Source organism: Burkholderia sp. FL-7-2-10-S1-D7 (assembly GCF_001524185.1).
GTDB classification, from domain to species: domain Bacteria; phylum Pseudomonadota; class Gammaproteobacteria; order Burkholderiales; family Burkholderiaceae; genus Burkholderia; species Burkholderia diffusa.
Map to the genome: position 1 here is coordinate 112962 of NZ_LOWY01000010.1, position 22771 is coordinate 135732.

Annotated in this window: 23 protein-coding genes; 10 read left to right on the forward strand and 13 right to left on the reverse strand. The window is 69.0% G+C overall.

Annotated elements, in window-relative coordinates; genetic code table 11:
* Positions 1-4: 4 nt before the first annotated feature.
* Genes fliI through fliF form a run of 4 tightly spaced genes read right to left on the reverse strand, consistent with a single transcriptional unit; the run spans position 5 to position 4982 of the window.
* Entirely contained in the window at positions 5-1564 is a 1560-nt protein-coding gene (gene fliI, locus WS75_RS02485) for a flagellar protein export ATPase FliI (protein ID WP_059679004.1), read from the reverse strand.
* A complete protein-coding gene (gene fliH, locus WS75_RS02490) occupies positions 1558-2241 on the reverse strand; it encodes a flagellar assembly protein FliH (RefSeq protein WP_059679005.1) in 684 nt (227 codons plus the stop codon). Before fliH ends, fliI begins: the two co-directional genes overlap by 7 nt.
* The gene (gene fliG / locus WS75_RS02495) at positions 2234-3229 is read right to left on the reverse strand and encodes a flagellar motor switch protein FliG (protein ID WP_059679006.1); all 996 of its coding nucleotides are present in this window, start codon (positions 3227-3229) and stop codon (positions 2234-2236) included. Before fliG ends, fliH begins: the two co-directional genes overlap by 8 nt.
* Positions 3219-4982: a flagellar basal-body MS-ring/collar protein FliF gene (gene fliF / locus WS75_RS02500; protein ID WP_059679007.1), complete on the reverse strand. Its 1764-nt coding sequence runs from the start codon at positions 4980-4982 to the stop codon at positions 3219-3221. Before fliF ends, fliG begins: the two co-directional genes overlap by 11 nt.
* Before the next feature lie 250 nt (positions 4983-5232).
* Between fliF and fliE the strand changes: the two genes are divergently transcribed.
* The 6 genes from fliE (at position 5233) to WS75_RS02530 (ending at position 9310) form a co-directional block, all read left to right on the forward strand.
* Positions 5233-5577, forward strand: a complete 345-nt coding sequence (gene fliE, locus WS75_RS02505) for a flagellar hook-basal body complex protein FliE (RefSeq protein ID WP_059448462.1) — start codon at positions 5233-5235, stop codon at positions 5575-5577.
* 221 nt (positions 5578-5798) lie between these two features.
* Positions 5799-6233 (forward strand): flagellar export chaperone FliS, encoded by a 435-nt coding sequence (fliS, locus tag WS75_RS02510; protein WP_059679008.1) that lies wholly within the window; start codon positions 5799-5801, stop codon positions 6231-6233.
* Entirely contained in the window at positions 6230-6562 is a 333-nt protein-coding gene (locus WS75_RS02515) for a flagellar protein FliT (RefSeq protein ID WP_059607422.1), read from the forward strand. The genes fliS and WS75_RS02515 overlap by 4 nt, the downstream gene beginning before the upstream one ends.
* Before the next feature lie 75 nt (positions 6563-6637).
* Complete coding sequence (gene fliK, locus WS75_RS02520) at positions 6638-7993, forward strand: flagellar hook-length control protein FliK (RefSeq protein WP_059679009.1); 1356 nt, start codon at positions 6638-6640, stop codon at positions 7991-7993.
* On the forward strand, positions 7990-8310 hold the full coding sequence (locus WS75_RS02525) for an EscU/YscU/HrcU family type III secretion system export apparatus switch protein (protein WP_059679010.1): 321 nt from the start codon (positions 7990-7992) through the stop codon (positions 8308-8310). The genes fliK and WS75_RS02525 overlap by 4 nt, the downstream gene beginning before the upstream one ends.
* Before the next feature lie 265 nt (positions 8311-8575).
* A complete protein-coding gene (locus tag WS75_RS02530; protein WP_059679011.1) occupies positions 8576-9310 on the forward strand; it encodes a PepSY-associated TM helix domain-containing protein in 735 nt (244 codons plus the stop codon).
* Positions 9311-9390: 80 nt separating this feature from the next.
* Here WS75_RS02530 and WS75_RS02535 read toward each other — a convergent pair whose 3' ends face one another.
* The 9 genes from WS75_RS02535 to WS75_RS02575 all read right to left on the reverse strand — a co-directional run bounded on the left by WS75_RS02535 (position 9391) and on the right by WS75_RS02575 (position 18121).
* Entirely contained in the window at positions 9391-10416 is a 1026-nt protein-coding gene (locus WS75_RS02535; RefSeq protein ID WP_059679012.1) for an XdhC family protein, read from the reverse strand.
* 319 nt (positions 10417-10735) lie between these two features.
* Positions 10736-12142 carry an amino acid permease gene (locus WS75_RS02540; RefSeq protein ID WP_059679013.1) on the reverse strand — a complete coding sequence of 469 codons (1407 nt, stop codon included), beginning with the start codon at positions 12140-12142 and terminating at the stop codon, positions 10736-10738.
* Between the two features lie 197 nt (positions 12143-12339).
* Positions 12340-12996: a response regulator transcription factor RqpR gene (rqpR, locus tag WS75_RS02545; RefSeq protein ID WP_059448468.1), complete on the reverse strand. Its 657-nt coding sequence runs from the start codon at positions 12994-12996 to the stop codon at positions 12340-12342.
* A 7-nt stretch (positions 12997-13003) separates the two neighbouring features.
* Positions 13004-13819: a quorum system sensor histidine kinase RqpS gene (gene rqpS, locus WS75_RS02550; RefSeq protein ID WP_059679014.1), complete on the reverse strand. Its 816-nt coding sequence runs from the start codon at positions 13817-13819 to the stop codon at positions 13004-13006.
* A 415-nt stretch (positions 13820-14234) separates the two neighbouring features.
* The gene (locus WS75_RS02555) at positions 14235-15005 is read right to left on the reverse strand and encodes a ferredoxin--NADP reductase (protein ID WP_059679015.1); all 771 of its coding nucleotides are present in this window, start codon (positions 15003-15005) and stop codon (positions 14235-14237) included.
* 226 nt (positions 15006-15231) lie between these two features.
* Entirely contained in the window at positions 15232-15879 is a 648-nt protein-coding gene (locus tag WS75_RS02560) for a LysE family translocator (RefSeq protein ID WP_059679016.1), read from the reverse strand.
* 66 nt (positions 15880-15945) lie between these two features.
* A complete protein-coding gene (locus WS75_RS02565; protein ID WP_059448471.1) occupies positions 15946-16761 on the reverse strand; it encodes an endonuclease/exonuclease/phosphatase family protein in 816 nt (271 codons plus the stop codon).
* 5 nt (positions 16762-16766) lie between these two features.
* Positions 16767-17255, reverse strand: a complete 489-nt coding sequence (locus WS75_RS02570) for a hypothetical protein (RefSeq protein WP_059679017.1) — start codon at positions 17253-17255, stop codon at positions 16767-16769.
* Positions 17256-17401: 146 nt separating this feature from the next.
* Positions 17402-18121, reverse strand: a complete 720-nt coding sequence (locus tag WS75_RS02575) for a nitroreductase (protein ID WP_059679067.1) — start codon at positions 18119-18121, stop codon at positions 17402-17404.
* Between the two features lie 228 nt (positions 18122-18349).
* Between WS75_RS02575 and WS75_RS02580 the strand changes: the two genes are divergently transcribed.
* From WS75_RS02580 to WS75_RS02595, 4 genes are all read left to right on the forward strand, one after another.
* Entirely contained in the window at positions 18350-19330 is a 981-nt protein-coding gene (locus WS75_RS02580; RefSeq protein ID WP_059679018.1) for an AAA family ATPase, read from the forward strand.
* Positions 19331-19452: 122 nt separating this feature from the next.
* Positions 19453-20562, forward strand: coding sequence for an NAD(P)/FAD-dependent oxidoreductase (locus WS75_RS02585; RefSeq protein WP_059679019.1), 1110 nt, complete (start codon positions 19453-19455; stop codon positions 20560-20562).
* A gap of 173 nt (positions 20563-20735) precedes the next feature.
* Positions 20736-21047: a high-potential iron-sulfur protein gene (locus WS75_RS02590; RefSeq protein WP_059679020.1), complete on the forward strand. Its 312-nt coding sequence runs from the start codon at positions 20736-20738 to the stop codon at positions 21045-21047.
* Positions 21048-21234: 187 nt separating this feature from the next.
* Positions 21235-22542: an MFS transporter gene (locus WS75_RS02595; RefSeq protein ID WP_059679021.1), complete on the forward strand. Its 1308-nt coding sequence runs from the start codon at positions 21235-21237 to the stop codon at positions 22540-22542.
* The last annotated feature ends 229 nt before the right edge of the window (positions 22543-22771 follow it).

Here is a 22771-nt window from a genome sequence, read left to right on the forward strand (position 1 = left end):
GAGGTCAGCCTCCGTGTACGTCGAACAGCGCATCGAGCGCGCTAAGGCTCGACGCGAACGGCGCGCATTCGCGAAAGCCCTGCTGCAGGAACGATTCGATGCGCGGGTAGAGCGCGATCGCGCGGTCGAGTTGCGCGTCGCGGCCGGGCGCATAGGCGCCGACCGCGATCAGGTCGCGATTGCGCTGGTAGCGCGACAGCATCTGCTTGAACTGCCGCACGCGATCGAGATGCGTTTCGTCGATCAGCGCGGTCATCGCGCGGCTGATCGACGCCTCGATGTCGATCGCCGGATAGTGGCCGGCTTCGGCGAGCGCGCGCGACAGCACGATATGGCCGTCGAGAATCGCGCGCGCCGAATCGGCGATCGGGTCCTGCTGGTCGTCGCCTTCGGTCAGCACCGTGTAGAACGCGGTGATCGAGCCGCCGCCTTCGGGCCCGTTGCCGGTGCGCTCGACGAGCGCGGGCAGCTTCGCGAACACCGACGGCGGATAGCCCTTGGTCGCGGGCGGCTCGCCGATCGCAAGCGCGATCTCGCGCTGCGCCATCGCGTAACGCGTCAGCGAATCCATCAGCAGCAGCACGTGCTTGCCCTGGTCGCGGAAATACTCCGCGAGCGACGTCGCGTAGGCCGCGCCCTGCATCCGCAGCAGCGGCGACACGTCGGCCGGCGCGGCGACGACGACCGAGCGCGCGAGCCCGTCCTCGCCGAGGATCTGTTCGATGAATTCCTTCACTTCGCGGCCGCGTTCGCCGATCAGCCCGATCACGATCACTTCCGCGCTGGTGTAGCGCGCCATCGTGCCGAGCAGCACCGACTTGCCGACGCCGGAGCCGGCGAACAGGCCCATCCGCTGCCCGCGGCCGACGGTGAGCAGCCCGTTGATCGCGCGCACGCCGACGTCGAGCACGTGATGGATCGGCTCGCGATCGAGCGGGTTGATCGACGGCGCCGACAGCGGTGCGTCGACCTTCGACGCGAGGGGGCCGAGGCCGTCGAGCGGGCGGCCCGACGCGTCGACCACGCGCCCGAGCATTTCCCAGCCGACCGGCAGCCGCTTCGCGCCGGCGAGCGGATCGGCGACGGGCGCGCTTTCCCGCGGCCACACACGCGCACCGGGCAAGACGCCCGCGACGTCGGTGGTCGGCATCAGGAACAGGCGATCGCCGGCGAAGCCGACGACTTCCGCTTCCGCGTGCGGCAGCGTGCTGCCGGGCGGCAATTCGATCGTGCATTCGGCGCCGACCGACAGGCGCAGCCCGATCGCCTCGAGCACGAGGCCCGCGGCGCGCGTGAGGCGCCCGCACGGGCGCAGCGGCAGCGCGCGGTGGCTGCGGGCCGCGAGCCCGTTCAGGTGCATGCGCCAGTGCGCGAGGTGCGGATTGTGCGGTGCGCGCGGCGCATCGCCGGCGGCATCCGTCGCGGGTGCGTGCGTGCCGTGCGCGGAGCCCTGCGCCGCTTCGAGGCCGAACGACGCGTCGGGGCCGAACGACGCGAGTGCGAGCTCGCGCTCGAGCGGTGTCATCCCGTCGTGCAGCACCGATTCGGGCGTGGGCGTCACCATGCGCTCACCTTGCCGATCGCGGCGGCGACGCGCTGCCAGCGGGTGGGCAGCGTCGCGTCGACCTCGCCGGTCGCGGCGTGCGCGCGGCAGCCGCCGCGCTCGATCGACGCGTCGGTGCGCACGTTCCAGCCGAGCGTATCGAGATCGTCCTGCAGATAGGCTTCGACGACGGGCAGGTCCGCCGGATTCACCACGAGATGCGGCGCGCCGGACAACGCCGGCTCGGCGGCGAGCACGTCGCGCACGGCCGTGACGAGCGCGGCCGGATCGTGCTTCACGTGCTGGCGCACGACCTGCTGCGCGATGTCGAGCGCGAGCTGCGCGAGCTCGGACGCGAGATCGTGCTCGACGCCCGCCACGGCCTCGCGAAACGACGCGGCCAGCGCCGCAAGCTGCGCGGCCTGTTCGCGTGCTTCGGCCTGGCCGGCCTCGAAGCCTTGTTCGCGCCCCTGATCGAACCCGGCCTGGTAACCGAGTGCCTGGCCTTCGACGTGGCCGGCTGCATGGCCTTCGGCGTGCGCGGCGTCGCGCACGCGCTGCAGCTCCTCGGCGAGCGCGGCGGCCGCCGCTGCCGCATCGTCGGGCGGCGGCGGGGGCGGCGGCGGATCGAACGACGCCATCTCCCACCGCTGGTACGCGGTGAGGGTGCCGGCGAGCTCGCGCGCGGAATCAGACATACGCGTCTTCCGCCTTGCCGCCGATCACGATCTGACCGCTCTCGGCGAGGTTGCGCACGATCTGCAGGATGCGGCGCTGCTGCGTCTCGACTTCGGACACGCGCACCGGGCCGCGCGCGTCGAGATCCTCGGCGAGCAGTTCGGCCGCGCGTTGCGACATGTTCGCGAGGAATTTCTGGCGCAGCGCGGGCGGCGCGCCCTTCAGCGCGATGATCAGCGTTTCCGACTCGACTTCCTTCAGCACCATCTGGATCGCGCGATCCTCGAGGTCGAGCAGGTTCTCGAACACGAACATCTGGTCGACGATCTTCTGCGCGAGGTCGGCGTCGTACTGGCGCACGCTTTCGAGCACGCCCTCCTCATGATTGCTCGTCATGAAGTTCAGGATCTCGGCCGCGGTGCGGATGCCGCCCATCGGGCTGCGCTTCAGGTTGTCGCTGCCGGACAGCAGGCCGGTGAGCACGTCGTCGAGCTCGCGCAGCGCGGCCGGCTGGATGCCGTCGAGCGTCGCGATCCGCAGCAGCACGTCGTTGCGCAGCCGCTCGGTGAAGCACGACGCGATCTCCGACGCCTGGTCGCGGTCGAGGTGCACGAGGATCGTCGCGATGATCTGCGGATGCTCGTTCTTGATCAGTTCGGCCACCGCGCCCGAGTCCATCCACTTCAGGCCCTCGATGCCGCTCGTGTCGCTGCCCTGCAGGATCCGGTCGATCAGCACGCCGGCCTTGTCCTCGCCGAGCGCCTTGGTCAGCACCGAGCGGATGTACTCGCTCGAATCGAGCGACAGCGCGGTGTGCTGCTCGGCTTCCTTCGCGAACTCGTGCAGCACCTCCTCGACCTGCTCGCGCGTGACGTTCTTCAGCGCGGCCATCGCGGCACCGATCTTCTGCACCTCGCGCGGCGCGAGGAACTTGAATACTTCAGCGGCCTCTTCCTCGCCGATCGACATCAGCAGCAGCGCGCTCTTGGTCAGGCCTTCAGCGTTCATCGGACACCCAGTTCTTCACGACGGTGGCGACGATCTTCGGATCCTGGCGGGCGATCGTGCGCGCGTAGTCGAGGTTGCGTTCGTAGCGGTTCTTTTCGTTCTCGAAGCCGAGCAGCAGCGAATCGGGCTCGTCCGACTGTTCCAGCGCGGGCAGGCCGTCGAGCGCGACCGGATCCTCCGGCGCCGCCAGTGCCGGTGCGGCCGGCTCGGGCGGCGGGAACGCGCGGCGCATCGCCGGGCGCACGAACATGAAATAGAGCGCCGCCGCGGCCGCCGCGATGCCGAGCCACTTCGCGGCTTCCTTCGCCATCGCGATCACGTCCGGCTGGCGCCACCACGGCAGGTCGGCGTACGGGTCACTGACGGTCGAGAACGCGCTGTTCACGACGTTGACCGAGTCGCCGCGCTTCTCGTCGTAGCCCATCGCGTCCTTCACGAGCTGCTCGATCTGCGCGAGCTTCGCGGGCGGCAGCGGCTGCATCGTCACGTGGCCCTTCGCGTCGGCGACCGGCTGGTAGTTGACGACGACGGCGACCGACAACCGCTTCACGCTGCCCATCGGCTGCTCGACGTGGCGGATCGTCTTGTCGAGCTCGTAGTTGGTCGTCTGGTCCTTGCGGTCGCTGACGGGCGTCGACTGCGGCCCGTTCTGGCCGTTGCCGGGAACGATCGGCGCGGAGGCCGGCTGCGGCGGCGTGTTCGACAGCGCGCCCGGCACGCCCGATGCGCCGCCCTGCGCGAGTTCGGTCGCGCTGCTGGTTTGCTGGCTGCGGATCGCGGCCTGCTGCGGCGAGCCGTTCGGGCCGTAGCTTTCCGAGGTCTGCTCGAGCTTCGAGAAATCGATGTCCGCGCTGACCTGCGAGCGCGCGTTGCCGGTGCCGAAGATCGGCGCGAGGATCGCGTCGATGCGCTTTTGCGTGTTGTGCTCGACCTGCTGCACGTACTTGAGCTGGCTCGCGTCGAGGCCGGTGGCCGACGCGGTCTGCGTCAGCAGATTGCCGTCCTGGTCGACGATCGTCACGTTCTTGGCCGGCATGTCGGGCACGCCGGACGACACCATCCGCGTGACCGCCTGCACCTGGCCCTCGTCGAGCACGCGGCCCGGGTAGAGGTCGACGAACACCGATGCGCTCGGCGCTTCCTTGTCGCGCACGAACACCGACGGCTTCGGGATCGCGAGATGCACGCGCGCCGTCTTCACGGCGTTGATCGACTCGATCGTGCGTTGCAGCTCGCCTTCGAGCGCGCGCTGGTAGTTCACCTGCTCGGCGAACTGGCTGATGCCGAATTTCTGGCTGTCCATCAGCTCGAAGCCGACCGAGCCGCCCTTGGGCAGGCCCATCGCGGCGAGCTTCAGGCGCGTTTCGTGTACCTGGTTCGACGGCACGAGGATCGCGCCGCCGGCGTCGGCGAACTTGTAGGGAACGTTTGCCTGCTGGAGCGCAGTGATGATCGCGCCGCCGTCGCGGTCCGACAGGTTGCTGTACAGCACGCGATAGTCGGGCGCGCGGCTCCACAGCACGAGCGCGGTGATCGCGGCGATGGCGAGCGCGACGGCGATCACGAACGGCAGTTTCGGGTTGCCCTTCATCCGCGTGATGCCGGGGATGCGTTCCGCGAAGCCGCCGAACCCGAAGTCCGCGCCGGCGCCGCCTGCTCCCGGCAACGCGGCGGCCGCGGTGGCGCCTGGCACCGGGCTGGCGAGGCCTGTGCGGGCGTCGGGGTTGATCAGCGAGTTGGCCTGCGAATCCATGCGTGGAATTTCTCCGGAGCGGGACGACTGAGCCGCTCGGACGAGCGGACGGACAATGACACGATGCGATTATCGGGACTGGGGCCCGACTCCGATCGACTGAAAAGAGCGGGGTTTCCCCCGTACTTTCGCGGCTTTGGCGCGCGCCGCGCTGCTATTCTTTTTCGCGATCCGGCATGGTGCGCGTCGTGCGGCGCCGTCGGAGCGCCCGGTGCGTCCGGGTCTCTACTCTCATAGGTCTGGGGACAGCATGGCTGCCAACGTCAGCGGAATCGGTTCGGTGTTGCAACAGATGCAGGCGATGGCCGCGCAGGCGAGCGGCGGCGTCGCGAGCCCGACGGCGGCGCTCGCCGGTTCGGGCGCGGCGACGGCCGGCACGTTCGCGAGCGCGATGAAGGCGTCGCTCGACAAGATCAGCGGCGACCAGAAGCACGCGCTCGGCGAGGCGCAGGCGTTCGAGGTCGGCGCGGCGAACGTGTCGCTGAACGACGTGATGGTCGACATGCAGAAGGCCAACATCGGTTTCCAGTTCGGGCTCCAGGTCCGCAACAAGCTCGTGAGCGCCTACAACGACATCATGCAGATGTCCGTGTGACGGGCCCGGCAACCGGGGACGGCAACCCGGAACGGCCAGCCGGCGATGGGCAGCCGCGGGCGGCCGACCGGCAGCGCGCCCGGTGAGCGGCCTGCCGCTCCGGCCAGCGGGCCGTGCGCCTAAAGCTTTTCAATTCCCTTCCGATAACTCTGGAACAAGGCCGCGTCATGCATCGCAGGGCGGCGGCCACCGCATAGCCAACGCAATACAAGGAGAAGCGCATGTTTTCCCCAGGACACGCTGGAGCCAGTGCATACGCGCGTGTCGGCGTCGAGACGGGGGTGATGGGCGCCGCGCCGCACCGGCTGATCGCAATGCTGTACCAGGGCGCGCGCCAAGCCATCGCGCTCGCGCGCATGCATCTGCAGCAGGGCAACGTGCCCGCACGCGGCGAAGCGATCGGCAAGGCGATCGGGATCGTCGAGAGCGGCCTGCAGGCGTCGCTGAACCTCGACGCGGGCGGCGAGATCGCCATGCGCCTCGATGCGCTGTACGCGTATATCGGCCGGCGCCTGCTGGAAGCCAACATGAACGCGAGCGATGCGATGCTGGTCGAGGTCGACGGGTTGCTCGCGACGCTCGAGGAAGCGTGGACGGGCATCGCTCCGGAAGTCGCGCGCATGGCCGCGCAACAGGCGGCGGGCGCGGCACGATGAATCTCAAGGCCGAATACTTCGCTCGCTACGAGGCGCTCGCGGCCGTTTCGGGCCGCATGCTGTCCGCGGCGCGCGGCGCGGAGTGGAGCGCGCTGCCGGAGTTGCAGGCCGAATTCCTGCGTCTCGTCGACGGGCTGAAGGAGGCCGATCCGGGCGTCGCGCTCGACCAGGCCGACCTCGGTCGCAAGCTCGGGCTGATCCGGCGCATCCTCGCCGACGACGCCGCGATCCGCGATCTCGCGAGCCCGGAAGTCGCCCGGCTGTCCGCGCTGTTCGAGGCGCGGCGCTCGACCCAGGTATTGACCGATCTTTACCGCGCTCGCGGGTAGTGCCCGTATGCCGGGGCGGCGGTTGCCGCATGCCCGGCTTTCCAACGATGTGGCTGAGGTGAGCAGGCTCCGATCATGACCGGTATCGACTCCGTTGCGGCCGCCCTCCTGGCGAGTCGCCTCGACAGCCTGCTGACCGGCCCCGTGACGGCGCCCGCTGGCGGCGGCGCGACCGCGCAGGTCGGCACGCCGGGCGCCGGCGCGTCGTCGCCGGCTTCGACAGGGGCCCCGCCGGCGGCACCACCGGCATCCGCGCAGACCGCGCTGTCCGATGTCGCGCTCGTGCTCGACGCGATCTCGCGCTCGGGCGGCATCGCGACGCCCGTGATCGCCGGACGCGCGCCGCTGCTGGCCGATCCGGCCGTGTTGCTGAGCACGGCGGCGGCCGCGCCGCCGGACGGGCAGCCGGCCGCCGGTCCGGCTGCGTCCGCCGCCACGCCTTCCACCGCCACGCCTGCGTCTGACGTCGCGGCCGCGCGCGATGCGGCGGCCGCGCCACCCGTCGCGACGCTGCGTGCGGCGCTCGCGCAGGCCGTGAGCGAAAGCGGCCTCTTTTACGAATCCCATCTTGCGCAGTGGCTGGCCGGCCAGCGCCCGCTCGCCGCGCTGATGCGCGAACCGCAGGCGCGGCTCACGAACGCGCCGGTGCAGCCCGCCCCGGATGCCGCGCAGCACGACGCGCCCGACGTGCTCGACGAACTGCTCGCGCCGCGCCTGGCGCTACCGACGGCGGCGCGAACGGCCACGCAGCCGGGCACGCCAGCGTCGGGCGGTGCGGTGCCGCGCGAGCTTGCACAGAACGCGGCTGCCGCCGCTCGGCAAGGTGCGGCGTCGGCCACGGCCGCGACGACCGACCCGCTCGGCGACCGCCCCGACACGCGCTGGACGCCCGCGCGCGCCGAACTGGCCGCCGCGTCGGCCGATCCGCAGGCGCAGGCACCGGCTCCCGTACATCCTGCCGCCGTGCCGATCGTCCGGCAGCAGCTCGATGCGCTCGCGACCGACCAGTTCCGCTGGGCGGGCGAGGCATGGCCCGGGGCGCGCCTCGACTGGACGATCGAGCCCGACGATCCGGGCGGCCACGCGTCGCGCGGCGGCGACGATGCAGGGAGCGGGATCGCATGGCGCACGCGGCTGACGCTCACGTTACCGTCGCTCGGCACGGTCGACGCGGAGCTGGTGCTGAATGGCGCGCAACTCGTCGCGCGACTGCGCGCGAATTCGGCCGGCGCCGACCGGCTCACGCGGAACGAGGCCGCGCTGCGGCAGCGTTTCGAGGGATCGGGGCTGCAGCTCGGCGGACTGTCGATCCGTGCGGTCGGCGACGAACCGGATGGCCTCGACCCGCTCGTCGCGCAGGCGGCAGCCGCCGCGTATGCGCGCAGCGCGGCCGGCGGCACGCCGGGCGCCGACGACGAGGTGCCGCGATGAGCACGGCGTCCCGCAAGCGCGCGACCGCGCTCGTCTACGATCCGAAGGGGGGCGATACCGCGCCGCGCGTGGTTGCGAAGGGGTACGGCCTGCTCGCCGAGATGATCGTCGCTCGTGCGCGGGATGCCGGGCTCTACGTGCATACCGCGCCGGAGATGGTGTCGCTGCTGATGCAGGTCGATCTCGACGACCGGATTCCGCCGCAGCTTTACCAGGCCGTCGCGGATCTGCTGGCATGGCTGTACGCGCTCGATCGGACCGAGCCCGGGCCGGGCGACGTCGCCCCGCATTTTCCGCTACCGCCGCTGCGCCGCTGAGCGTTCGCCGGCCCGTTTTTCTTGCGAAATGCTGTCTCGGTCTTTCGCGATCATTTCGCCGGCATTTCTCTTTGATTGACCTGGATCGGCGTGCAATTCGCGCGCTTCGTCGGTTATCGCCGGATTTTCTTGTCGGCCGACGTTCGCCGTCGGATTTGAGCGGCCGCGCCATTTGTGTAATGATATCCATTCTCATTTCATGTTATCCGGGCGGCGCGCGTTTTTCGTGCGCTGCCCGTTGCTTTGAACGAATGGATACTCTCGCGTGAACGCGCCCGACACGATCGCCCCGCCGCAGGCGGGCAGGCCCCCAGCGGGCGTCACCATGCTGCATCCGGCCGCACGGCCCCTGAGCGACGCCGAACTGGCGGCGCGCCGCCAGCGCTCGCGCCGCGCGACCTTCATCAAATGGCTGCGCAAGGTGCATGGCTGGGTCGGGCTCTGGGGCGCGGTGCTCGGGCTGCTGTTCGGCGTGACGGGCGTGCTGCTCAACCACCGTGCGCCGCCGCTGAAGATCCCGACCGGCGAACCGCAGGTCGAGCAGATGCAGATCGCGCTGCCAGATCCGGCGCCGAAGTCGCCGGCCGCGATGACGAAGTGGCTGCAGCACGAACTGCACTTCGACGGCCGGCCGGGCCGCGTGCGCAAGGAGCCTGCGCAGCCGGTCGCCTGGGGCGACAAGCGCGTGATGCAGCCGGAGCACTGGCAGATGGGCCTGTTCGGTCCGCACCAGAACCTGCAGGCCGAATACTGGGTCGGCAACGGCTACGTATCGGTGAAGCGCACCGGCAATACGTTCCTGACCACGCTGAACAACCTGCATCGCGGCGTTGGCATGAATCTCGGTTGGGTGCTGCTGATGGACACGATCGCCGGTTCGCTGATCCTGTTGTCGCTGACGGGCGTGCTGCTGTGGACGGAGCTGAACAAGCGCCGCACCGTCGGCGTCGTGCTGGTGGTCGGCTCAGTCGCCGCGGCGCTCGCCGCGGGTCTCGCCTGACCTGACCATCGACGTGCGCCGGTTTTCCGCCGGCGCATGACGGCCTCCGGCACGGCCGTGCGCCACGCGGGCAACCGGCCTCAGAGGCCGCAGGTCGCGCCGCTGTTCGCCGCGATCTCGCGGGCGGCCTTCGCGCCCTCGACCTGCAGGATCGTCGGCAGCGACACGTTGTTCTTCGCGGCCGTGATCTCGGCGAGGATCGAGATCGCGATTTCCGGCGGCGTGCGGCTGCCGATGTAGATGCCGGCCGGCCCGTGCAGCCGCGCCAGTTCCGCCTCGCTCAGGTCGAATTCGCGCAGCCGCTCGCGTCGGGCGGCGTTGTTGCGCCGCGAGCCGAGCGCGCCCACGTAGAACGCGGGCGTCTTCAGTGCCTCCATCAGCGCGAGATCGTCGAGCTTCGGGTCGTGCGTGAGCGCGATCACGGCCGAACGCGCGTCGAGTTTCATGTCGAGCACGGTGTCGTCGGGCATCGTGTGTACGACGCGCGTACCCGTCACGTCCCACGCATCCGTGTACTCCTCGCGCGGATCGCAGACCGTCACCTGATAATCGAGCCCGACCGCGATCTGGCACAGATAGCGCGACAACTGCCCCGCGCCGATCACGAGCATCCGGTAGCGCGGCCCGTGTATCGTCACGAGCCTATCGCCGTCGAACGCGAGCCCGTCGGTCGCCTGCGCGGGCGACAGCGACGCGCGGCCGGTCGCGAGCGTCATCGTGCGCGTGACGAGGCGGCCGGCCTCGACTTCCGCGCACAGCGCGGCGATCCCGCTGTCGGGCGTGAGCGGCTCCAGCACGAGCTGGATCGTGCCGCCGCAGGGCAGCCCGAAGCGGTGTGCTTCCTCGGCCGTCACGCCGTACTTGACGGCTTCCGGGCGTGCATCGGCCGCGATCCCGCTCGCATGCACGCGGGCGATCAGGTCGTCCTCGATGCAGCCGCCTGACACGGAGCCGACCACGAGGCCGTCCTCGCGTACCGCGAGCATCGCGCCCTCGGGGCGGGGTGACGAGCCCCACGTCTTCACGACCGTCACGAGCAGCACGCGGCGCCCTTCGTCGAGCCAGCGCGCGCTGGATTTCAGTACATCGAGATCGACGCTTTCCATCATTCTGTTCCTGTTGCCGGACGGCCCGCCGGGCCGGGCCGTCGTTCGATGGCCGGATTATGAACCGCCCGGCGCGCGCGTGCTGGCAGCGTGCAAATCGTGCGCGCAAATCCGGACGATCGGGCAAGAAATCGCGACGATCGGGCAGCGATCGCGTGCGGGCGGGGCGCGGCGGCGCATGTGGTGCGTGTGGTGCGCCGCGCTTGAGGGGCGCCGATGGCCGGGCAGGTTCGGGCGGGGAGGGGGCGCGCACGGGGCCGGTGACGGCCCGGCGTGGCGTCGTGCCGCTGCGCGCGGCGTGCGCGCGCAGCGACGGCGGTCAATGCGCGTCGTGCTGGCCGTGCGCGAGCTTCGAGTGGTGCCGCGAATACAGGAAGTAGATCACGAGGCCGATGACGAGCCAGATGCCGAACGCGGCCCACGTGACGGGTTGCAGGTTCAGCATCAGGAACAGGCACGCGCCGACCGCGAGGATCGGCACCACCGGCACGCCCGGGCAGCGGAATGCGCGCGGCAGTTCCGGGTGCGTGCGGCGCAGCACCAGCACCGCGATCGACACCATCGAGAACGCGGCGAGCGTGCCGATGTTGATCAGCTCGGCGAGCACGTTGAGCGGCACGAGCGCGGCGATCAGCCCGAAGAACAGGCCGACGAGCCAGGTCGTCAGGAACGGCGTCGCGTAGCGCGGATGCACGCGCGACAGCGCCGCCGGCAGCAGCCCGTCGCGCGACATCGCGAAGATGATCCGCGTCTGGCCGTAGCTCATCACGAGGATCACGGTCAGCATGCCGAGCACCGCGCCGAGATCGATGAAGCCCGCGACCCATCTCTCGCCGGCGATCTGCAGCGCATACGAGATCGGGTGCGACACGTTCGCGTACTGCGCCGACGGCACGATGCCGGTCGCGACCGCCGCGACCGTCACGTACAGCACCGCGCACACCGCGAGCGACGCGATGATGCCGATCGGCAGGTCGCGTTTCGGATTCTTCACTTCCTCGGCCGCCGACGACACCGCGTCGAAGCCGATGAACGCGAAGAACATCACGGCCGCCGCGCCGAACACGCCGTTCCAGCCGTGCGGCATGAACGGCTTCCAGTTCGCGGGCGTGACGTGGAAGATGCCGACCGCGATCACGAGCAGCACGACCGACACCTTGATGAACACCATGATGTTGTTGATGCGGGTCGACTCGCGGATGCCGATCGACAGCAGCGTCGTGATCACCAGCATCACGAGGAACGCCGGCAGGTTGAACCACGTGACGACGCCCGGAATCGCGCCGGGCGCGGCCGTCAGCACGGTCGGCAGCGTGAGCCCGAAGCCCTGCAGCAGCGACTGCAGGTAGCCCGACCAGCCGACCGACACGGCCGACGCCGCGAGGCCGTATTCGAGCATCAGGTCCCAGCCGATGATCCAGGCGACGAGCTCGCCGAGCGTCGCGTACGAGTAGGTGTAGATCGAGCCCGCGACTGGAATCGTCGACGCGAATTCGGCGTACGACAGCGCCGCGAGGCCGCACGCGATCGCGGCGATCACGAACGACAGCATCAGCGCGGGGCCGGCCTGCACGGCGCCCGTGCCGGTCAGCACGAAGATGCCGGTGCCGATGATCGCGCCGATGCCGAGGAAGGTGAGGTCGATTGCGCCGAGCGCTTTCTTGAGCCCGGCGCCGGTTGCGCCGGCGATCATGCGATCGACGTTTTTCTTGCGGAAGAGGGACATTGCGGATGAGTCTCCAGCGCGCGCGAGCGCGGCGGCGCCGAGTGAGTGAAAACCCGTAATTTTAGCCGATTTGGCGTGGAAGACCCGCTGCGGCGCAGCGGCGCGCTCGGGAATCGTCCGATAAAACAAGCGCTTGTGTGCGGCGTTCGGCGCACCGGGCCCGGCGCGGCGCCGGCCGGCGCCGCGAGGACGATGAATCAGGCGCCCGACGCGGGAGCCATGTCGACGAGCCGGTTGCTCATCACGTAGAACGTCAGTTCCGCGTTGTTCGACAGCCGCATCTTCTCGAGCAGCCGCGACCGGTACACGCTGACCGTCTTCACCGACAGCGACAGCGTGTTCGCGATGTCGGTGAGGCGCTTGCCCGACGCCAGCATGCAGAGCGTCTGGTATTCGCGGTCGGACAGCTTCTCGTGCGGCAGCGGTTCGTTCTCGAACGACACGTATTCGGCAAGCGCCTCGGCCATCGCCGGGCTCACGTACTTGCGGCCGGCCGCGACCTGCTGGATCGCGCCGATCATCTGCGCGGCATTCACCGTCTTCGACAGGTAGCCGGCCGCGCCGGCCTTCAGGGCGCGCACCGCGTACTGGTCCTCGCGATACATCGAGAACATCAGCACCGGCGCGCCCGGCAGCTTGCGCTTGATGCGCTTGAGCACCTCGATGCCGTTCGTGTCCGGCAAGGAGATGTCGAGCAGGATCACGTCGAAGGCCTCGCGCTCGACGGCGGCCACCGCATCGCTGCCGGTCTCGGCTTCAGTCACGTTACGCGCGATGCCGCGGTCGATCAGCAGGTGGCGGATCCCTTGCCGGACGATCGCGTGATCGTCCACGAGCAGGATGTTCAGGCTCATGAGGGCCTCACGAAATCGATGCGCGGCGCGCGGCCGCCGGCACCGCGAACAGCGAGTCCCACGCGAAGCGCGCGGTGACGCGCGTGCCGCGGCCCGCTTCCGGTGCGCTCGCGTCGAAGCTGCCGCTGAACGCCTCGCAGCGTGCGCGCATGCCGGCGAGACCGTAGCCGGTGCGCCGGCTACGTGCAAAACCGGTCCCATCGTCGGTGACGATCAGGGACATATGTGAGTCGTCGGTATCGATCTGCACGTCGACGGAAGTCGCGCGCGCATGCTTCGCGACGTTCGACAGCGCTTCCTGCGCGACGCGGAAGATGGCGAGCGCGCCGGCGCCGCCGAGTTGCGTGAGCCGCGCGTCGGCCGCGCAGACGAAGCTCGTGCGCAGGCCGGTGCGGGCCGTGTGGCTGTCGATCCACGCCGACAGGGCGCCGACGACGCCGCCGTCGAGTGCCGGCGTGTCGCGCTCGTCGATCAGCCGGCGGTTGGCGTCGGTGGCGGAGTCGAGCGCCTGCTGCGCGAGCTCGAGCGCCCGCAGGCAGCCGTCCGGCGCATCGGCCGGCAGCCACGTTTGAACGTTTGCCAGTGCGAAACGTGCGGCGGTGAGTTCGGCGCCGAGTCCGTCATGCAGTTCGCCGGCGAGATGGCGCCGGGCCGCCTCGTCGGCAACCATCAGCTGGAGGGACAGCGCCGCGATCCGGGCGGCGGACGTGTCGTGTTCGGGCAGGGCTTCGGCCACAGGCGCGGCTGCGTCGCAGTCGTGCACGAGCGGCTGCGACGGGAACGGGGCGTGAGCGCCCGTGGGCGCATTGAGCGACGTAACCATGACTCTCCCTGCTATCAGAAAGCGGTTCGGACACCGGCTGGCTGCCTGGATCGGCTGCCGTTTCGATGACGGCTGCCGCCAGAGAATCGCCCTGTACCGAAGTAACAAAAGTTACATTTTGTAACGTTTGAGTCCGACCCTCCAATGGTCACCGAATCGGCGACCGCGCGGGGCGAATAATATCTCAAAAATTTGGGAAACGTCATGCCAGGCGGACATTTAAGGGTAAATGTGAATAATTGTCGTGAACCTGTTGTAGGAAAAACACCGACACGGAAGCACCTGGATGGTGCGTATCCAAATGTAACGATTTGACATGAAATGATCGTGGCTTGTTACGAATTCGCCAAGCAGGGGCGAAAAAAAACCGGAGCTTTTGCTCCGGTTCTTGATGCAGCACAAATTCGGGGATCGATCAGTCCACGAATGCGCGTTCGATCACGTAGTGACCCGGCGCGCTGTTCTTGCCTTCGACCAGGCCGGCCTGCTTCAGCAGGTCCGTCGTGTCCTTCAGCATCGCGGTGCTGCCGCACAGCATCACGCGGTCGTTTTCCGGCGAGAACGCCGGCACGCCGAGGTCCGTGAACAGCTTGCCCGTCGCGATCAGGTCGGTGATCCGGCCCTCGTTGTCGAACGCCTCGCGCGTGACCGTCGGGTAGTAGACGAGCTTTTCCTTGATGATGTCGCCGAGGTACTCGTGGCCCGGCAGGTCGTGCTTGATGTAGTCCATGTACGCCAGCTCGCCCTTCAGGCGGCAGGTGTGCGTCAGGATGACCTTGTCGAAGCGTTCGTAGATGTCCGGGTCGCGGATGATCGACATGAACGGTGCGAGGCCCGTGCCGGTCGACAGCATCCACAGTGTCTTGCCGGGCAGCAGGTTGTCGGCGACGAGCGTGCCGGTCGGCTTCTTGCCGATCAGCACCGAGTCGCCCACCTTCAGGTGCTGCAGGCGCGACGTCAGCGGGCCGTTCTGGACCTTGATGCTGAAGAATTCGAGGTGCTCTTCGTAGTTCGGGCTGACGATCGAGTAGGCGCGCGCGAGCGGCTTGCCGTCGACCTCGAGGCCGACCATCGTGAATTCGCCGTTGTTGAAGCGCAGGCTCGGCTCACGGGTGCAGGTGAAGCTGAAAAGCGTGTCGGTCCAGTGATGGACGGATTGGACGATGGCGGTGTCGTATTTGCTCATGGCTTTGAAAACGGACGCGCGTAGCGGACGCGTGTAACGGGCCCAAAAACGGGCAAAAAACCGAGTGCGTCGGCCTGATCGCGGATCGGCCGGCCGGCGCGTCGGACACGCGCCTTCTCGATGACAGACGATTGAGGAACTGGTTATTTTACCCTGCTTGGGGCAGATGCGGGCTTGACCCGCGCGGCTGCGCGGATTTGGCGCAACGAAGTCTTGCAATCAGCTTTCAGCGATCGGCCGCGAGCTTCGCGCCCAGGCCGACGAGCGCGGCGCCGCACAGCGCGTCGAGCGGACGCCGCGCGCGGCGATAGCCGCGCTGCGCGCGCGGGCTCGCGAACAGGAACGCGACGCACGAATACCAGCCGGCCGACAGCACGCCGATCGTCACCAGCACCGCGCCGTTGAACCACAGCGGCACGTGCGCGGGCAGCATCGCCGCGAACACGCTGGTCCAGAACGCGCACGATTTCGGGTTGGTCAGGCAGGTCAACAGGCCGCCGCGATACGCGCGCAGGTAGTCGCGGGCATGCGGCGCGGCCAACGGCGCGTGTGCGTGAGGCGCGTCGGCCGGCGCCGGGTCGCGGCGCACGCCGGCGCGCAGCAGCTTGATGCCGAAATAGACGAGATAGACGGCGCCGCCGATCCGGATCGTCTCGTACAGCCATTCGACCTGATGGAGCACGGCCGCGAGGCCCAGCATCGCGAACGTCGCCCACGCGACCGATGCGGTGCCGACGCCGAGCGCCGACGCGGCGCCGAGACTGCGCCGACCCGCGAGCGACAACTGCGAAATCATGAAGAAGTTCGGGCCGGGCGTGATCGCCGCGACCAGGTAGACGACGGCGATTTGCAGCAGGATCGGGAAGTAGCTCATGGCGGGTGCAGCGGCGGGCCGGCAAATCGCTACTGTAGCGCGCAGCCCTGCTGCCGCGCTACGGCGTCACTGCGGATCGAGGCGCAGCCGCGCGATATACGGCAGGTGGTCCGACAGCCACGCGGTTTCGCCGGACGGCGCCTGCCATTCGAGCGGCGTCAGCCCGCGCACGAACATCTTGTCGAGCGCGAGCGCCGGCGAGAACGCGGGGAACGTGCGGCCCGACTGGCCGAGCAGCGTCGCGACCTCGGACAGCCCGATCTCGCCGAACAGCGCGACCGAATCGTTGCGCCAGTCGTTGAAATCGCCGGCGAGCACGAGCGGGTCATCGCCCGCGTTGCGCACGATCCAGTGCGCGATCCAGTGCATCTGGCGCAGCCGCGCCGCGCGCGTGAGCGCGAGGTGCGCGCACAGCAGCGTGACGGGCCGTGCGCCCGCGAGCGTCGCGCGCGCGACCAGCAGCCCGCGCCGCTCGAAGCGGTGCGCGGAGATGTCCCAGCGGCCGCCGAGGTCGAGCGGATGCGGCGACAGGATCGCGTTGCCGTGCCGCCACGACGGCTTGAACACGTTCGGTCCGAGCGCGATCTGCCAGTCGAGCGCCTGCGCGATCTCGGTGGCCTGGCAGTGCCACACGTCGTCGACCGCGTCGTCCATCGGCGCGCCGAAGCCGGGGGCGAGCATCGGGCGCGGCATGCGGCGCGCCATCGCCTCCTGCAGGAAATACACGTCGGCGTGCGTCGACTGCATCCAGTTGCGCATCGCGTTCCATGCGGTGAAGCCGAGCGGCGAGCGGCCCTTGTGCAGGTTCCAGCTGACCGCGGTGATTTCGTCGGGCGCGGCGTGCGGTTCGGCGAACGGCAAGGACAGGGCGTCGGCGGACATGGCGCTCAGTCCTTCGTGACGTGCGCGCGCACGCGGTAGACGAGATGCGGGCGCTGCTCGACGAGCGTCCAGTCGGTCCATGCGTCGCCGCCGACCGACAGCCCCGGATGGCTCGCGACGATCTGCCGCGGCGACGCGGGCAGGCACGGATCGCTGCGCGTCGCGGTTTCGTCGTCGAGGGTTTCCTGCACGTCGAGCGCGAGCGACACCGTGTGCGCGGCGTCGTCGACGGTGAGCGGCGCGACCGTCACCGAGCGCGAGCGCTCGGTCGGCACGACGCGCGCGGCATTGCCGCAGCCGACGGGCACGGCGGACGGATAGCGATGGGTGTCGGTACGGGTTTGACCCACGGTGGTGCGTTGCTGGAACGTGTCGATCGTCTGACCGTCGCGCACCACCTGGATCTCCCACGCGACGACGGCCGGTGCGGGGCTCTGCGCATGGGCCGCGAGCGCGGCGCTCGCGAGCAGGACGGCCAGGCCGTGTTTCAGCATGAAACTTCTCCGGAAACGCGGGGTAGCGGGGAACGGACGCACATCTTACGCTCGATGGATCTGGACGGTGGTGTGACAGGACGTATCGCCGCAGGTTCGCAGCACGATCCGGTCCTGATCGAAAGGTAGGTCCGCGTCACGCGTTTTCAAGCGAAAAAGCGCGCGAACTCGGCGACGCTCGCGCGCTCGGTGACGAGACGGTTCTCGATCGCGTCCGGGTCCGCATGCCCAAGCGACATCCCGCAGACGAGTTGCTCATTGGGCGGTATGCCGAGATGCTCGGCGACGATCCGGTGGAGCGGCACGAACGCGGCCTGCGGGCAGGTGTCGAGGCCGCGTGCGCGCGCGGCCGTCATCACGCCCTGCAGGAACATGCCGCAGTCGAGCCATGCGCCGTGCGTCATCACGCGGTCGAGCGTGAAGAACAGCGCGACGGGCGCATCGAAGAAGCGGAAGTTGCGCGCATGCTGTGCGTGCATGCGGGCTTTTTCGTCGCGGCCGATGTTCAACAGACCATACAGGTCCCAGCCGACCTTGCGGCGCCGGTCGATGTACGGCGACACCCATTCGCGCGGATAGTAGTCGTACTCGGCGACGTATTTCTCGTCGCGCGCCGGATCGTCGTACGCCGCGCTCAGCGCCGCGGCGAGTGCGTCGCGGGTCGCGCCGGTCGCGACGTACACGTGCCACGGCTGGATGTTGGTGCCCGACGGCGCGCGGCTCGCGGCTTCGAGGATCGCCTCGAGCGTGTCGCGCGGCACGGGCGTCGGCAGGAACGCGCGAATCGCGCGGCGCGACTTGAGCGCGGCGTCGACGGCGTGGATCGCATCGGTGTCGACGCGCGGGACGGCAGCAGGGACGGACATCGGCATACCTTCGAAATCGAAGCGCACGGCGCCGCACGGGCGCCGTGGCAGGGCCGGCGCGGCGGCCGGTGAACCATCGATCATACGCCGCACCGCGCGGCGCTGCAGTGTGCCCGTGGTGTTAGCAGCAGACCGGGGCGGCTGCTTGCTTGCACGCCGATGCGGGATCGCTACACTGAAATCGTAAGGGTCTGATGATCGTGTGACAGCAGCGGTAGCGAGGTTGGTATGACGACGGCGATGGTGAAACAGGAACTGGCGGTAGCGTCCTTGAGCACGGTGTACGACCTCGAGCAGGTCGAGACCGCGTTGAACGACTTGAACGAGAGCGCGAGCGACGCACTGCGCGCCACCTACGAGCGGATGCTGAAGACCGGCAATCTGCGCTTTTGCGTGAAGCCGAACCGGATGCCGTCATTCGACGAACTCGGCGACGCGCTGCCCAATTTCACCGAGCCGCTCGACGACGTGCGCAAGCAGGTCGCGCTGTGCCTCGAGACCGACGACCGGCTCGAACTGATGCCGATCCTGCTGCTCGGGCCGCCCGGCATCGGCAAGACGCATTTCGCGAAGGCGCTCGCGCAACTGCTCGGCACCGCGTATCACTACGTGCCGATGAGTTCGCTGACGGCCGGCTGGATCCTGTCGGGCGCGTCGTCGCAATGGAAGAACGCGAAGCCCGGCAAGGTGTTCGAGGCGCTCGTCAACGGCAGCTATGCGAACCCGGTGATCGCGGTCGACGAGATCGACAAGGCCGGCAGCGACGCGCAATACGATCCGCTCGGCGCGCTGTATGCGTTGCTCGAGCACGACACCGCGCGCGCGTTCGTCGACGAATTCGCCGAAGTGCCGATCAATGCGGGCAACGTGATCTGGGTCGCGACCGCGAACGATGCGCAGGCGATTCCGGAGCCGCTGCTGAACCGGATGAACGTGTACGAGATCGCGCCGCCGGACGCGGCCGGCGCGCGCCGTATCGCGCAGACGATCTACGACGAGATCCGCACGTCGCACGCGTGGGGGCGGCGCTTCCCCGACACGCTCGACGACGACGCGCTCGACGTGCTGGCCGCGACGCCGCCGCGCACGATGCGCCGTGCGCTGCTGCATGCGTTCGGCGCCGCGCGGCTCGGCGGCCGCGACGTGATCGCGCCGTCCGACATCCGCGCCGACGAGGGCGCGGCGAAGCGCCGGCCGATCGGATTCTGAGCCGGCGGCGCGCGCGTCGCCGCGTGACGCCCGCAGGCCGATACGGAGACGTTCGGCAAGCGGGCGAACCGGGACGTACAATTCCCTTCTCTCCCCTCGATGCGCAAGCGGCGCGAAACGCCATGGAGCAGACGGACTGTGTGGTGATCGGCGCGGGTGTCGTCGGTCTTGCGATTGCGCGGGAACTGACCGCGCGCGGGCGCGAAACCATCGTGCTCGAAGCGGCCGATGCGATCGGCACGGGCACGAGCTCGCGCAACAGCGAGGTGATTCATGCGGGGCTCTACTACCCGCGCGGTTCGCTGAAGGCGCTGTCGTGCGTGCGCGGGCGCGACCTGTTGTACGAGTTCTGCGAGACGCGTCACGTGCCGCACCGGCGCGTGGGCAAGCTGCTCGTCGCGACGAGCGCCGCGCAGGTGAAGCAGTTGAAGGCGATCGCCGCGCGCGCGGCGGAAAACGGCGTGCTCGACCTGATGCCGCTCACGCGTGCCGAGGCGCAGACGCTCGAGCCCGCGCTCGAATGCGCGGAGGCGCTGTTCTCGCCGAGCACCGGTATCGTGGACAGTCACCAGCTGATGCTGGCGCTGCTCGGCGACGCCGAGCGCGACGGCGCGATGTGCGTGGTGAAATCCCCGGTCGAATCGATCGACGTGCTGCGCGGCGGCCGCTTCGTGGTGCGTACCGGCGGCGACGCGCCGACCGAAATCGAGGCCGCGTGCGTGATCAACAGCGCGGGCCTCGGCGCGCAGGCGCTCGCGCGCCGCACGCACGGGCTCGACCCGCGCTGGGTGCCCCCGCTCTATCTCGCGCGCGGCAACTACTTCAGCCTGTCCGGGCGCGCGCCGTTCTCGCACCTCGTCTATCCGATGCCCGACCGCGCCGGGCTCGGCGTGCATCTCACGCTCGACCTGGCCGGGCAGGCCCGTTTCGGCCCGGACGTCGAGTGGGTCGATGCGTTGCGCTACGAAGTCGATCCGGCGCGCGCAGCGGCGTTCTACGCGTCGATCCGCACATACTGGCCGGGGATACCCGACGATGCACTGCAGCCGGCCTACGCGGGGATCCGGCCGAAGCTCGCGGGGCCCGGCGAGCCGCCGGCCGACTTCATCGTACAGGGCGCGGCGCAGCACGGCGTGCGCGGGCTCGTGAACCTGTTCGGCATCGAGTCGCCGGGGCTGACCGCGTCGCTCGCGCTCGCGCAGCGCGTCGGCGACATGACGTCGCACGGGTGACGCACGCGGCCCGCATGCGTGCGGACCCGCCGTGTGAATGCCGTGTGAGCCCCCCGTGTGAAATCCCTTATCTCCGGCATTTCGGCGCGCACATTTATTCGCTTGAGCGTTATTCTGTCGAACGGCTGTCGCCAGAGCAGCTTTCAAACCGATAACGTTGGAGCGAGTCCCCCATGAAAACATCCCGTCGGAGTTTCCTGATTACGAGCATTGGTGCCGTGTCCGCGCTGGCGCTTTCGCGCGAAGCGCTGGCCGATGCGCCGATGCTGTCGGAAACCGATCCGACCGCGGTGGCGCTCGGCTACAAGGCCGATGCCACGAAGGTCGACAAGGCGAAGTATCCGAAATACGCGGCGGGCCAGGATTGCGCGGCCTGCATGCTGTACCAGGGCAAGAAGGGTTCGGCTTCGGGCCCGTGCGGCGCCTTCCCCGGCAAGCAGGTGTCGGCGAAGGGCTGGTGCAGCGCATTCTCGAAGATGGGTTGAGGCCCGTGCGGCATCGTGCGATGCCGCAATGTGGCGAAAACCGCAAAACGCCCGCCGTCGAAAGATGGCGGGCGTTTTTATTGCTTGAAATCGGTTCCGTCGCTTTCTACACTCGCTGCAAACCAGCGCGCCGCGGCCCACTTCGCCGCGCCGCCCGAGACGGCGAATTCACGAGGATGAGGCACGCATGGCGACGATTGCGAATTCAACGAAAACGATCCGGCCCGAGCGTGCGCTGAACCGGCGCGCGGTCGTGGCGGCCGTGATCGGCAACGCGCTCGAGTGGTACGACTTCACGGTGTTCGGCTTCATGACGGTCGTGATCGCCGAGCTGTTCTTCCCGACCTCCAGCGAATACTCGTCGCTGCTGCTGACCACCGCGACGTTCGGCGTCGCGTTCTTCATGCGCCCGATCGGCGGCATCGTGTTCGGCCTGTACGCCGACCGCGCGGGCCGCAAGGCCGCGCTGTCGCTCGTGATCCTGCTGATGACGGCCGGCATCTTCCTGCTCGCGATCGCACCGCCCTATGCGGCGATCGGCATCGGCGGCCCGCTCCTGATCGTGCTTGGCCGCCTGCTGCAGGGTTTCTCGGCGGGCGGCGAATTCGGCAGCGCGACCGCGCTCTTGATCGAAGCCGCGCCATTCTCGAAGCGCGGTTTCTACGGCAGCTGGCAAATGGCGAGCCAGGCGGCCGCGCTGCTGATCGGCGCGCTCGTCGGCGCGGCCGTCACACGCGGGCTGTCGCCCGATGCGCTGCGCAGCTGGGGCTGGCGCGTGCCGTTCATCCTCGGGCTCGTGATCGGCCCGATCGGCTTCTACATCCGCCGCCATCTCGCGGATTCCGAAGCGTTCCTGCATGCGCAGCAAAGCGCACGCCGCGCGACGCTCGGCGAGGTGTTCACGCGCCATCCGCGCGAGGTGCTGTGCGGGCTCGGCTCGGTAATCGCGCTGACGGTGACGATCTACGTGCTGATCAGCTATCTGCCGACCTTCGCGGTGAAGCAGCTGAAGCTGCCGTATGCGGAATCGTTCTATGCGGTGATCGTCGGCAACCTGCTGCTGATGGTGCTGTCGCCGGTCGCGGGCGCGTGGTCGGATCGCATCGGCCGCAAGGGGCTGTCGCTGTGGTCGCTCGTGCTGACGCTCGCGCTGATGTATCCGTTGTTCGCGTGGCTCGACGCGGCGCCGAGCATCGGGCGGCTGATCGCGGTGCAGGCCGTGCTGTCGGTGACGCTCGCCGGCTACTACGGGCCGTTCGGCGCGATGATCGCCGAGCTGTTCCCGGCCAACGTGCGCTCGACGGGGCTGTCGATCGCGTACAACGTCGCGGTGATGCTGTTCGGCGGTTTCGGGCAGTTCATCGTCACGTGGCTGATCAAGGCGACGGGTTCGCCGCTGGCGCCGACCTACTATGTAATGGCCGGACTCGCGCTGTCGATCGTCGCGGTCGCGTTCGTGCCCGCGCGCAGCGCGGATCTCGACGCGCCGGCCTGACGGCTGCATCGCAGCGCGACCCTCGTTTAGAGGGCCGCAACGATGCGGGCCTTGGCCCCGAAATCGGCGCGACGATCGTTCGCGTTCGCGCACGAATTGTTTAGTTGTCGAAGGAAACATGCGCGGGATGAACGAATTCGTCGCCCGTGCGCGCGGACGCACTTTTCGCGTGCGCGAGACATCCGCAAAAACCCGCGGGAATGCGTCTAGAAGAGTTTTTTCTCCTGCT